This window comes from Ruegeria sp. A5 (assembly GCF_056543005.1).
Genome location: NZ_JBQGAV010000011.1, coordinates 89,623 through 102,461 on the forward strand (window position 1 = coordinate 89,623; position 12,839 = coordinate 102,461).

Genomic DNA, 12,839 nt, shown 5'->3' on the forward strand with positions numbered 1-12,839 from the left:
TTTGGCCAGATGAAGCGGTCGGGTTGGTTTAGCTGAGTGCGAAGATGACAAGCGTCGCGGCTATGCCTGCGGCCGCGCCGATCGCTGCTGGCAGAAGGTTTGCGATGAAACCCGGTGTCTTTGGGTCGTCTTTTTGGGTCTGGGCAATCAGGGCATTTTCCACCAGACCGGGCAAGCGGGGGCCGAAACGGGCAAGCACCAGGGCGGTTTTACCGAAATCGCGCAGGGCGGCGCGGGGGCCGATGGATTGTTTGATGTAATCCTCGACCACCGGTCGGGCGACCTCCCAGATGTTCATGTGATCATCAAGCGAGCGGGCGACGCCTTCGACCACCACCATGGTGCGTTGCAGCAGGATCAGCTCGGTGCGGGTTTCCATGCCAAAGCGTTCAGTGACTTCGAACAGGTAGCTCAGCAGCCGACCCATCGAGATATGGGTGGCGTCCATGCCGAAGATCGGCTCACCTACCGCGCGCAAGGCGCGGGCGAATTCGTCGACGTCCTGATTGGCAGGCACATAGCCTGCTTCGAAATGGACTTCAGCCACGCGTTTATAGTCGCGGCGGATGAAACCAAAGAGAATCTCGGCATATACCCGGCGAGTATATTCATCGATATGACCCATGATGCCGTAGTCATAGGCGATAATGTCCCCGTTCGCAGCGACCTTGAGGTTGCCTTGGTGCATGTCGGCGTGAAAATAGCCGTCGCGTAGCGCGTGCAATAGGAACAGGCGGAGCACGCGCTCAGCCAGATCGCGGCGATTATGTCCGGCAGCGTCCAGCGCGTTGTTATCTCCCAAGGGAATGCCATCAGCCCAGCTGAGCGTCATGACGCGGCGTGCGGATAGCGACCAGACCACCGGAGGCAGCCAGAATCCGGCATCATCCTTGGTATTGGCAGCGTATTCCGAGGCGGCGGCACTTTCCAGACGCAGGTCCAACTCGCCGCGTACTACGCCGTCGAAATGCTCGATCACTTCCATCGGGCGTAGTCGGCGCGCTCCGGGGGCGCAAAGTTGCACCATACGCGCGGCGAAATAGAACGCGTCTACATCCTTGCGGAAGGCGCGCTCGATACCCGGTCTCAGGACTTTGACAGCAACGTCTTCGCCTGTGCTGGTCAGCTTGGCCTTGTGAACCTGAGCAATCGAGGCAGCGGCGATAGGTTCACTGAACTCGCTGAATATCTCTGACGTCGGTTGGCCTAACTCTTTCTCGACCTCTGCCATTGCTTCAGCTTTGGAAAAGGGCGGCAGCTTGTCTTGCAGAACACGCAGTTGCTCGGCCAGTTCATTTCCCACCACATCGGGGCGGGTCGAAAGCACCTGCCCGAATTTGATGTAAGCCGGACCCAATGCGGTCAGGGCACGGGTGGCGGGCGGCATCTCGGGGTCGCCCTTGTAGCCCAGCCATTGGAACGGTTTGCCCAGCGTATGCGCCAGAATACGTACGGCGCGCGGCGCTTCAAACGCGTCCAGCACCACATTCATGGCACCGGTGCGTTCCAGCGTGGCGCCCGTCCGGATCAGGCGAATGATGTTGTGGGGGCCGCGCATCTAGATCTTCCAACCAGAATGCAGTGCGGCAATGCCCATGCTCAGGTTGCGGTATTTGGCGTTTTCGAATCCGGCGGTGCGGACCATGTTCAGGAATGTCTCCTGGTCTGGGAACTTGCGGATCGATTCCACAAGGTACTGATAGCTGTCGTAGTCGTTGGCGATCAGCTTGCCCATACGCGGGATGACATTGAAACTGTAGAGGTCGTAAAGCTTCTGCAGCCCGTCATTGGGTAACTGGCTGAACTCAAGCACCATCAGACGACCACCGGGCTTCAGAACGCGATTGGCCTCGTTCAGCGCCTCTTGCGGGCGGGTGACATTCCGGATGCCGAAGGAGATGGTGTAGACATCGAAGGTGTTATCCTCGAAGGGCAGCGCCATCGCATCGCCCACCACCCAATTCAGGCTGTCGGACATCTGGGCGGCCTCGGCGCGCTGGCGGCCTTCGACCAGCATCGGCTCGGTCAGGTCCAGCACGGTAGCATGGCCGTGGCCTGCGCGCTTCAGAAAGCGGAACGAGATATCGCCGGTGCCGCCCGCCACATCCAGAAGCCGCTGACCGGCGCGCGGGGCAAGCCAGTCCATCATCGCGTCTTTCCAGACCCGGTGGATGCCCATCGACATCACGTCGTTCATCACGTCGTATTTCGAGGCGACCGAATTGAACACGCCCTGTACGCGGCCGGCTTTTTCAGCCTCGCGCACGGTTTCGAACCCGAAATGGGTGGTCTTGTCGTTTGTGTCGGACATTTGCCTTGCCGTTTGTCGAATTTCGCCTCTGTTATAGGGCGATAAGAGGCGGGCACAATGCGGCCCTTTGGAATAGGAGCCCTGTAATGCCCGAATTGCCCGAGGTCGAGACAGTAAGACGCGGCCTGAGCCCTGCAATGGAGGGCGCAGTGATCGAAAGGGCGGATGTGAATCGCCCCGATTTGCGTTGGCCTTTCCCGGCTCGCATGGCCGAGCGGCTGACGGGGCAACGGGTGGATCGGCTGCGGCGACGGTCGAAGTACATTCTGGCGGATCTCAGCAGTGGCGAGACGTTGTTGATCCATCTGGGCATGTCGGGGCGGATGACGGTCTCTGGCGCTCCGCTCGGACAGTATGCGCATGAGCATCCGATGGCGCAGAAACATGATCACGTGGTGTTACATATGGCTAATGGCGCACGCATCACCTTCAACGATCCGCGCCGGTTCGGGGCAATGGACCTGCTGCCGACGGCAACGGCGGAGCAGCACAAGCTGCTATCGGTTCTGGGACCTGAACCGTTGGGTAATGATTTTCACGAACAGCACCTGATAGACGCCTTCAAAGGCAAGAACAGCCCGGTCAAATCGGCGTTGTTGGATCAGGGAATCGTTGCCGGTTTGGGTAATATTTACGTCTGCGAAGCGCTTTATCGCGGCAAGGTGTCGCCACGTCGCAAAGCGGGACAGATTTCTGCGCCACGCGTTGCGGCCCTTGTGCCGATCATCAGAAAAGTGTTGCAGGACGCGATTGAAGCGGGTGGGTCATCGCTGCGCGATTTCCGCCAAGCCGATGGAGAACTTGGATATTTTCAACACAGTTTCGACGTCTACGGCCGCGAAGGAGAGCCTTGTCGAACTGAGGGTTGTAGCGCTGAAATCAAGAGAATCACCCAGTCCGGTCGCTCATCCTTCTATTGCGCGCAATGCCAAAGATAACTTGATCCAGCGAAATCGCGTGATAAGGAATCGTACCTGAACGGAACAACCGGAAGCTTACACCTCATGGCTTTTGAGACGATCATCGTCGAAATCGAAGACCACGTCGCCCTTATCAAGCTCAACCGCCCCGATGCGATGAACGCGCTGAACACCCAGTTGCTGGGTGAGCTGTGCGAGGCGCTGGAAGATGCGGATAGCAATGACAAAGTGCGCTGCATCGTCATCACCGGCTCGGACAAGGCCTTTGCCGCCGGTGCGGACATCAAGGAAATGTCCGAGATGAGTTTTGTCGATGTATTCGACGTCAATCTGTTTGCAGACGCCAACGATAGGGTTTCCGCGATCCGTAAACCTATTATCGCCGCCGTTGCCGGTTACGCGCTGGGCGGCGGCTGTGAACTGGCGATGCTGTGCGATTTCATCATCGCTGCCGACACCGCCAAGTTCGGCCAGCCCGAGATCAATCTGGGCGTCATCGCGGGGCTTGGTGGCAGTCAGCGTCTGACCCGCTTCGTTGGTAAGTCCAAATCGATGGACATGAACCTGACAGGCCGCTTCATGGACGCTGAAGAGGCCGAGCGCGCCGGATTGGTCAGTCGTGTCGTGCCCGCCAAAAAGCTGATTGAAGAGGCAACCGGTGCGGCGCAGAAGATTGCAGAGAAATCGCAGATCACGGCCATCGCGGCCAAAGAGGCTGTGAACCGCAGCTATGAGCTGCCGCTGAGCGAAGGCATGCTGTTTGAGCGTCGGGTGTTCCATTCGATGTTCGCGACAGAGGACCAGAAAGAAGGCATGGCCGCGTTTCTGGAAAAACGTGCGGCTCAGTTCCGCGACAAGTGATCATAATCGTCGCTTAGTGATATTAGGCGGGCAGACCCCGCCTTTTTCCCTCATCACATACTGGAAGAATCAGCTTGGCAAACCTGCCAAACTTGGTTAGAGACCGCCGTCATACATGCGCGTGCGGCCCGCTTGGCCCGACTCACACTCGTGATTTCTGATCCGGTGCGGATATGTCCGTGGCGCGCAACCCAAGATAACCGTACCGAACAAAAGGTCAGAGACACATGGCAAATTCGCCCCAGGCAAAGAAACGCGCCCGTCAGAACGAAAAGCGCTTCGCAGTCAACAAAGCGCGTCGTTCGCGCATCCGTACCCACCTGCGCAAGGTTGAAGAAGCGATCGCATCCGGCGACAAGGACGCAGCTACCGCAGCCCTGCGCGCCGCTCAGCCCGAGTTGATGCGTGGCGTCACCAAAGGCGTCTTCCACAAGAACACCGCAGCCCGCAAAATGTCGCGCCTGTCGGCGCGCGTCAAAGCGCTGGGCTGATTCTTTGGGAAAACGCGTCAAGCGTTGATTTGCGAAAAAGGCGTCGCTGATTGCGACGCCTTTTTCATTGTTGCCGGAAAGCCGCGTCTTCACGAAGCCGAGAGATTCTTTCGCCCAGAACCCCGAGTCAATATCAGAGTTTCGTTGCCCGGACCCTTGGGCTCTTGCTACGACTTAATCAGCGATTCACTCGCTTGGGGGGACAGGCTGTTCCAAGGATCTGACCGACGGGCATCGGAAAGATTTAGGAACGAATGTTCGAAAGCTGGCTTCGGTCAGTTGGACGATCTGCTCTGGGTCTCGGGTTAGCCGAAGATCCTGGCCCTGTCGATAAATTGGAATATCATGCGCATCCCGGATTCCGGGTGCGCCCCCATTTTGGGGCCGTGCTGTATTGGACTGCGATGATATTCGAGCGTACCCGCCAGACCATCAGGTTTGGCGAAACGTTTCCTTGTGTGTGAGCGCCATAAAGGCCCGTAATTCGGGACACATTAAAAAAGGCCTTAAGGCCAATAATGAATGGGATGCGTGAGGCGCCGAATGACACAAGAGAAATGGGGACAACTGCGTAGCAAATTGATGAAGGCGGTTGGGAAGAACAATTTTACCACCTGGATTGAACCCTTGGAGTTTCAGGAGTTGCAGGATGGTGTAGCGGTGTTCTCGGTGCCGACCAACTTCATGGGCAACTATGTCAGTCAGAATTTTGCGGACCTTATTCTCTATGAGCTGAATACCTCGGGCGAAAAGGTTCAGCGCTTGGCGTTTCGCACAGCGGCCAATTCGTCAGCCCGTCCCACATTGGTGGAAGAGCCCAAGCCATCTCCCGCGCCAGAAACCCGGCCCGCTGTTACAGATACAGCCAATGATGCACTTGAAGCACTACAGGCTGCGCCACTGGATGCACGGTTTACCTTTGATAGCTTTGTTGTTGGCAAACCCAACGAACTTGCACATGCCGCAGCTCGCCGCGTATCCGAGGGCGGCCCGGTAACTTTCAATCCGCTCGTGCTCTACGGCGGTGTTGGACTGGGTAAAACCCACCTGATGCACGCGATTGCGTGGGAGTTGAAAACCAAGCACCCCGAGTTGAACGTGCTTTATCTGTCAGCGGAACAGTTCATGTATCGCTTTGTGCAGGCCTTGCGTGAACGCCGCATGATGGATTTCAAGCACTTGTTCCGTTCGGTCGATGTGCTGATGGTCGATGACGTGCAGTTCATCGCTGGCAAGGATTCGACGCAGGAAGAGTTTTTCCACACCTTCAATGCGCTGGTGGATCAGAACAAGCAGATCATCATTTCGGCCGACCGCGCTCCGGGCGAAATCAAAGACCTTGAGGATCGCGTGAAATCGCGCTTGCAATGTGGCCTTGTCGTCGATCTTCATCCCACAGACTACGAATTGCGTCTGGGAATCCTGCAGAACAAAGTGCAGCAGTACAGCAGCACTTATCCCGATCTGACCATTGCTGATGGTGTATTGGAGTTCCTTGCACACCGCATCTCGACCAATGTGCGCGTGCTGGAAGGGGCGCTGACCCGCCTTTTTGCCTTTGCCTCGCTGGTCGGGCGCGAGATCGATATGGAGCTGACGCAGGATTGTCTGGCCGATGTACTGCGCGCTTCCGAGCGCAAGATCACCGTCGAAGAAATCCAGCGAAAGGTCTCGGATTATTACAACATCCGCCTCAGCGATATCATCGGCCCTAAACGCCTGCGGTCCTATGCGCGTCCGCGTCAGGTGGCGATGTATCTGTGCAAGCAACTGACCAGTCGGTCGCTGCCTGAGATTGGCCGTCGATTTGGCGGGCGCGACCACACCACGGTCATGCATGGCGTGAAGCGCATCGAAGAGCTGAAGTTGACCGATGGCCAGATTGCCGAAGATGTTGAGATGCTGCGCCGGGCCTTGGAAGCCTAAACCGCACTGAATCTTTGAAAAACACCCCGGGCTATTGCGTTCGGGGTGTTTTCTTGTGCGCTATTGTCCACGGTTGAGAATGATCTGGAGTGTTTCACGCGCGCTGCTCTTGACCACCGAGGCAATCCGACCCAGAAATCCGTAAAAAATCCTTGTGCCTCAGGGCTGAGACGCTAACGTGCCAGTCCCGCCTATTTCGGCACGCAAGTCAAAGGAACAGAGGGTATGAAGATCAGCATCGAACGCGGCACCCTTCTCAAGGCCGTTTCGCAGGCCCAGTCAGTTGTTGAACGTCGCAACACGATTCCCATACTTGCCAACGTGCTGATCGAGGCCGAAGGCGATCAGGCGCTGTTTCGTGCCACCGATCTGGACATCGAAGTGGTCGACAAGGCCCCCGCGCAAGTCGAGAAAGCGGGCGCTACGACTGTTGCGGCCACAACGCTACATGAGATCGTACGTAAGCTGCCCGATGGGGCGCTGGTGACCCTGACCGCAGATAGTGCAGCTGGGCGGTTGACCGTGGAAGCGGGGCGCTCGAATTTTTCTCTGGCCACGCTGCCGAAAGAAGATTTCCCGGTTATGGCGTCTTCAGAATACCAATCGAACTTTACGGCGTCGGCGGCATTGTTGCGCCGGCTGTTCGATAAATCGAAGTTTGCCATTTCCACGGAAGAGACGAGATATTATTTGAACGGCGTTTACATGCACGTTGCGGATGGTTCCGAGGGCGGCAAGGTACTGCGTTGCGTGGCGACTGATGGTCACCGCTTGGCACGGATCGATGCGGATCTGCCGGATGGTGCAGCGGATATGCCGGGCGTGATCGTGCCCCGCAAAACCGTGGGCGAACTGCGCAAGCTGCTGGATGATGACGAGATGGACATCGCCGTCTCGGTCAGTGAAACCAAGGTGCGGTTTGCAACGCCTGACATCACGCTCACCTCGAAAGTGATCGACGGAACGTTCCCGGATTACACACGTGTCATCCCGCAAGGTAACACGCGCAAGTTAGAAGTGGACGCGGCTGAATTCGCGCAGGCTGTGGATCGTGTGGCGACAGTTTCGTCCGAGCGGTCGCGGGCCGTCAAACTGCAATTGGATGCGGATAAGCTGGTTCTGTCAGTGAATGCACCCGACAGTGGTGCGGCTGAGGAAGAGCTGGCAGTTGCTTACGGGGATGAGCGCCTGGAGATCGGGTTCAACGCTAAGTATCTGCTCGAAATCGCGTCTCAGGTGGATCGTGAAAATGCGGTGTTTATGTTCAACTCGGCAGGTGATCCGACGCTGATGCGCGAAGGCAACGACCAAAGCGCGGTATATGTCGTAATGCCGATGCGCGTCTGATTGCCTCGACTGGGTGATCTCTAACGAAAGAGAGGGGTCATGGGATTGGCCCTGACCGAGCTTACGGTCTCGCATTTTCGGTCTCATAAGCTGGCGCGCCTGTCGTTGGACGGGCGGCCAGTCGCGATCCATGGGCCAAACGGTGCCGGTAAGACCAACATCCTGGAAGCGGTTTCTCTGTTTTCACCCGGGCGCGGGATGCGGCGGGCAAGCGCCGCTGAGATGACACGGCGCCCCGAGGCGCTGGGGTGGAAGCTGATTGGGCTATTGAATGCGCAAGGACAGAATTTCGAGATTGAAACCTGGTCCGAAGGTGGTGCGGCGCGGCAAGTGCGGATTGATGAGAAAACATCAAGCCAGATTGAATTGGGAAAGCTGGCGCGGGTAGTTTGGTTAATCCCATCGATGGACCGTCTCTGGATCGAAGGGGCTGAAGGGCGGCGGCGGTTCCTCGACCGGATTGCGCTGAGTTTTGATCCGGCACATGCCGAGGCATCTCTGACCTATGAAAAAGCGATGCGCGAGCGGAACCGGTTGCTGAAAGAACAAGTTCGCGATGCCCATTGGTACGCGGCGCTGGAAGGGCAGATGGCCGAGATGGGGCATCGCATCCACGCCGCGCGGTTGAGTGCGTTGGAGTATCTGCGCTCAGCACAGGATAAAGCTGAGACGGCCTTTCCGTCAGCGGATCTTGAATTGGTTCAAACCGAAGGTGCAATGCCTGAGACGGCGGAAGACTTGCGAGAAGCTTTGGATGAAAGCCGGTTTCGCGATCTGGCCGCCGGGCGGACTTTGGTCGGCCCGCATCGATCAGACCTGTATGGTGTATATTCCGCCAAGGGCGTTCCAGCCAAAGATTGCTCGACCGGTGAACAGAAAGCACTGCTGGTGTCGCTGATCCTATCAAACGCGCGAGCGTTGGCGGAGATGGTTGGAGCACCTCCTATTGTATTGCTGGATGAGGTGGCCGCGCATCTGGATGCGGGTCGGCGCGCTGCGTTGTATGATGAGATTTGTGCGCTGGGTGCACAGGCCTGGATGACGGGCACCGGGCCTGAGCTATTTGCGGAATTGGGGGATCGAGCCCAAACGCTGGTCGTTACCGAAGGCGACGAGGGCTCGGTCGTCAGCGTTTAGGCAGGCTCGCCGACTTTGCGTTCCCAAAGGAAGCCGCGCATCACTTCGTCGACCGGGGTTTTGGCCATGTGGTTGACGTAGTTCGACATGGTTTTTTGTGCCAGACCCAGTACGACATCCAGGACCGCACGGTGGGAATAGCCAGCGTCAAAGAAGGCCTGCAGCTGTTCCTCAGTCGGGTTTCCACGGGTTTCCATCACTTGCAGGGTAAAGGTGCGTAGCGCTTCCAGCTTGGCCGTGGGCAGCGGAGTTTCGTTGCGCAGCGCCTCGGTGATCTCGTCAGAGACTTTCATCATCTTTGCGATGCCGGTATGCGCAGGCACACAGTAATGGCATTCGTTTTCGACATTGATGGTTTGCCAGACAACGGTTTTTTCGTCGTTGTTGAAATCGGTCTGCAGAAACAGGCCGTGCAGAACCTGATAGCCTTCCAGATGCTGGGGGCTTTCGGCCATTACTTTATGAAGACCGGGCAGGCGGCCGAATGCAGCCTGAGATTTCTCAAGCAGCGGCTTGGACCCTTCCGGGGCGGTTTCTAGGTCGTGAGACGGGAAATTGGCCATGTCAAAACTCCTGTTTCTGGCGCGATGAGTCGTATTTAGGGTTTCTTGAGCGATCACTCAAGTATATATTTGAGCGAACGTTCAAGAATTGGTGAAACGATGCCCCGCAAACCCTCATATGACCGAGACGCGCTTATCGCGCAGGCGCGAGATATTTTCTGGCGTCACGGTTGGGCGGGGACGTCGCTTAAGGATCTCGAGCGAGAGCTGAAGCTGAAACCGGGCAGCTTCTACGCGGCGTTCGGGTCGAAAGATGCGCTCTACGCCCTGGCGTTAGAGCGGTATACTCAGGAAGGGGTTGCCAATATGAAGGCTTTGGCGCAGGAATTGGGCCCGCTTGGTGCTCTTAAGGTGCAACCTCGTCGTGTGATCGAGGCGTCGGAGCTGCCAACAAAAGCCTGCATGTTGGCGAAGACTTATGCGGAATTGCAAGCCAAAGACCATGATTTGGCTGATCAGGCGCAAACCCACATGGCTGACATGAAAGCTTGTTTTGCGGACCTCTTTCGCAGCGCGCAGAAGGCCGGAGAAATCGCGCCAAGTCATGACCCGGATCGCTTGGCGGCGCGCTATCAATCCGACCTTCTGGGGTTGCGATTGTCAGCCGAACGGGACGATGTGAACGCGGCAGAAATTGCCGAGGATATTGCAGCAGACCTTGATCGGCTTTGATCCGCAAATTAAGCGGATCAGAACCACAAAATATGGGGGGAGCACGTGACAATCCCCACCAGAAAACGTATAAGTTACCAAAATAATATAGGTACTAACGGCATGTCCGAAGACGCACAGGCACCCCAAGAATACGGCGCTGATTCCATCAAAGTTCTCAAAGGCTTAGAGGCAGTTCGCAAACGTCCCGGTATGTATATCGGGGATACGGATGATGGTTCGGGTCTGCACCATATGGTGTACGAGGTTGTCGATAACGGAATTGACGAGGCGCTGGCCGGTCATGCCGACCATGTGACTGTAAAAATTCACGCGGATTCCAGCGTTTCGGTCAGCGACAATGGACGTGGAATCCCGGTGGATATCCACCCCGAGGAAGGCGTTTCAGCAGCTGAAGTCATCATGACCCAACTGCACGCTGGCGGTAAGTTCGACAGCAACTCGTACAAGGTGTCAGGCGGTCTGCATGGAGTGGGCGTCTCGGTGGTGAATGCGCTATCCGATTGGCTGGAACTGCGCATTTGGCGGGCCGGCAAGGAACATGTGGCGCGTTTTGAGGGCGGTGAGACGGCGGAACATCTGAAAGTCGTCGGCGAGTGCGGCGATCGCACAGGAACCGAGGTACGATTTCTGGCCTCGACCAACACGTTTTCGAACCTCGAATACTCGTTTGAGACGCTGGAAAAGCGCTTGCGCGAGCTGGCCTTCCTGAACTCGGGCGTGCGGATCATCCTAATCGACGAACGCCCTGCTGAGCGGCTGGAAACCGAGCTGTTCTACGAGGGCGGCGTCAAAGAGTTTGTCAAATATCTCGACCGGTCCAAGACCCCGGCGATGCCCGAACCGATTTATATCAAGGGCGAGCGTGACGATATCGGCGTGGAAATCGCCATGTGGTGGAACGACAGTTATCATGAGACCGTACTGCCCTTCACCAATAACATCCCGCAGCGCGATGGCGGCACCCATGTGGCTGGCTTCCGTGGTGCACTGACCCGGACGATCAACAACTATGCTCAGTCCAGCGGGATCGCGAAGAAGGAAAAGGTCAGCTTTACCGGTGACGATGCACGCGAAGGCCTGACCTGCGTGCTATCGGTGAAAGTGCCCGACCCGAAATTCTCGTCCCAGACCAAGGACAAGCTGGTCAGCTCTGAGGTGCGCCCGGCGGTCGAAGGTCTGATGAACGAGAAGCTGGCTGAATGGTTCGAAGAGAACCCGAGTGAGGCTAAGGGGATTGTCGGTAAGATCATCGAGGCAGCTTTAGCGCGCGAGGCCGCCCGTAAAGCTCGCGAACTGACCCGCCGCAAGACTGCGATGGATGTGAACTATCTGGCTGGTAAGCTCAAGGATTGCTCTGAAAAAGATCCGTCCAAGACCGAAGTTTTCCTGGTCGAGGGGGACTCGGCTGGTGGTTCTGCCCAGACCGGTCGGGATCGGCTGACACAAGCTGTTCTGCCTTTGCGTGGCAAAATCTTGAACGTGGAACGGGCGCGGTTTGACCGGATGTTGTCGAGCCAAGAGATCGGTAACCTCGTGATGGCGCTTGGCACCGGCATTGGCCGCGACGAATTCAACATCGAAAAACTGCGTTACCACAAAATCGTCATTATGACGGACGCAGATGTTGACGGCGCGCATATCCGCACCCTCTTGTTGACCTTCTTCTACCGGCAAATGCCAGAGTTGATCGAGGGCGGGTATCTCTACATCGCTCAACCACCACTATACAAGGTTTCTAGAGGTAAATCAGAGGTTTACTTGAAGGACCAGGCCGCGCTGGATGATTATTTGATCAATCAGGGCGTCGAAGGCGCAGTACTTAAATTAGGCTCGGGCGAGGAAATCATCGGCCAGGACCTGACCCGCATAGTGGATGAAGCGCGCCAGCTGAAGCGAGTGCTGGACGCCTTCCCAACGCATTATCCGCGCCATATTCTGGAGCAGGCTGCTGTAGCCGGTGCCTTCGTGCCCGGCGCTGTTGATGCCGATTTGCAGGGCGTGGCCGACAAGGTCGCGGCGCGCCTTGACTTGATTGCACTGGAATACGAACGCGGCTGGCAAGGCCGCATCACACAGGATCACGGCATCCGCCTCGCGCGCATCCTGCGCGGTGTGGAAGAAGTGCGCACACTGGACGGCCCCATGTTGCGCTCGGGTGAGGCCCGTAAAACCGGCAGTTTCACCCAAAGCCTGCAAGAGGTCTACAACACCCCCGCAACGTTGGTGCGTCGCGATCGGGGTCAAGTCATACACGGCCCGCTCGACCTGCTGCGCGCGATTCTGGAGGAAGGCGAAAAGGGCTTGTCGCTGCAACGCTACAAAGGTTTGGGAGAGATGAACCCCGATCAACTTTGGGAAACAACGCTGGACCCGGACGCGCGGACCCTGTTGCAAGTACGCGTGGATGATATAGTCGAGGCCGATGATCTGTTCACCAAACTCATGGGTGATGTGGTAGAGCCGCGCCGTGAATTCATTCAAAAGAATGCTCTGAGCGTGGAGAATTTGGATTTTTGAGCGGTTGTAGGTGCGCTCATAACGCTGCATTCCCAACATTGATTTCATTGAAGAAAATCTTGGAAGATTGCCTATAACTCTGCGCGGTATT

11 protein-coding genes are annotated in these 12,839 nt (G+C 57.0%); 8 read left to right on the forward strand and 3 right to left on the reverse strand.

Going from position 1 to position 12,839, the window contains the following annotated elements; genetic code table 11:
• Positions 1-28 precede the first annotated feature (28 nt).
• The gene (gene ubiB / locus ACR0AY_RS19445; RefSeq protein WP_170515664.1) at positions 29-1,558 is read right to left on the reverse strand and encodes a 2-polyprenylphenol 6-hydroxylase; all 1,530 of its coding nucleotides are present in this window, start codon (positions 1,556-1,558) and stop codon (positions 29-31) included.
• Positions 1,559-2,311, reverse strand: coding sequence for a bifunctional demethylmenaquinone methyltransferase/2-methoxy-6-polyprenyl-1,4-benzoquinol methylase UbiE (ubiE, locus tag ACR0AY_RS19450; protein WP_170515661.1), 753 nt, complete (start codon positions 2,309-2,311; stop codon positions 1,559-1,561). It lies immediately after the preceding gene.
• An 86-nt stretch (positions 2,312-2,397) separates the two neighbouring features.
• On the opposite strand from ubiE, the gene mutM reads away from it, so the two are divergent.
• The 6 genes from mutM to recF all read left to right on the forward strand — a co-directional run bounded on the left by mutM (position 2,398) and on the right by recF (position 8,993).
• Entirely contained in the window at positions 2,398-3,249 is an 852-nt protein-coding gene (gene mutM, locus ACR0AY_RS19455; protein ID WP_170515657.1) for a bifunctional DNA-formamidopyrimidine glycosylase/DNA-(apurinic or apyrimidinic site) lyase, read from the forward strand.
• A gap of 66 nt (positions 3,250-3,315) precedes the next feature.
• A complete protein-coding gene (locus ACR0AY_RS19460; protein ID WP_170395375.1) occupies positions 3,316-4,092 on the forward strand; it encodes an enoyl-CoA hydratase in 777 nt (258 codons plus the stop codon).
• Positions 4,093-4,319: 227 nt separating this feature from the next.
• Complete coding sequence (gene rpsT, locus ACR0AY_RS19465; protein WP_010442545.1) at positions 4,320-4,583, forward strand: 30S ribosomal protein S20; 264 nt, start codon at positions 4,320-4,322, stop codon at positions 4,581-4,583.
• Between the two features lie 543 nt (positions 4,584-5,126).
• Positions 5,127-6,509 carry a chromosomal replication initiator protein DnaA gene (gene dnaA / locus ACR0AY_RS19470; RefSeq protein ID WP_170408656.1) on the forward strand — a complete coding sequence of 461 codons (1,383 nt, stop codon included), beginning with the start codon at positions 5,127-5,129 and terminating at the stop codon, positions 6,507-6,509.
• Positions 6,510-6,734: 225 nt separating this feature from the next.
• On the forward strand, positions 6,735-7,856 hold the full coding sequence (gene dnaN, locus ACR0AY_RS19475; protein WP_010442547.1) for a DNA polymerase III subunit beta: 1,122 nt from the start codon (positions 6,735-6,737) through the stop codon (positions 7,854-7,856).
• A gap of 39 nt (positions 7,857-7,895) precedes the next feature.
• Entirely contained in the window at positions 7,896-8,993 is a 1,098-nt protein-coding gene (recF, locus tag ACR0AY_RS19480) for a DNA replication/repair protein RecF (protein WP_170515653.1), read from the forward strand.
• Here recF and ACR0AY_RS19485 read toward each other — a convergent pair.
• Entirely contained in the window at positions 8,990-9,556 is a 567-nt protein-coding gene (locus tag ACR0AY_RS19485; protein WP_170423365.1) for a carboxymuconolactone decarboxylase family protein, read from the reverse strand. The two genes, recF and ACR0AY_RS19485, sit on opposite strands and share 4 nt — an antisense overlap.
• A gap of 99 nt (positions 9,557-9,655) precedes the next feature.
• On the opposite strand from ACR0AY_RS19485, the gene ACR0AY_RS19490 reads away from it, so the two are divergent.
• The gene (locus tag ACR0AY_RS19490) at positions 9,656-10,228 is read left to right on the forward strand and encodes a TetR/AcrR family transcriptional regulator (RefSeq protein WP_170395383.1); all 573 of its coding nucleotides are present in this window, start codon (positions 9,656-9,658) and stop codon (positions 10,226-10,228) included.
• A 102-nt stretch (positions 10,229-10,330) separates the two neighbouring features.
• On the forward strand, positions 10,331-12,748 hold the full coding sequence (gene gyrB, locus ACR0AY_RS19495) for a DNA topoisomerase (ATP-hydrolyzing) subunit B (protein ID WP_170515650.1): 2,418 nt from the start codon (positions 10,331-10,333) through the stop codon (positions 12,746-12,748).
• Positions 12,749-12,839 lie beyond the last annotated feature (91 nt).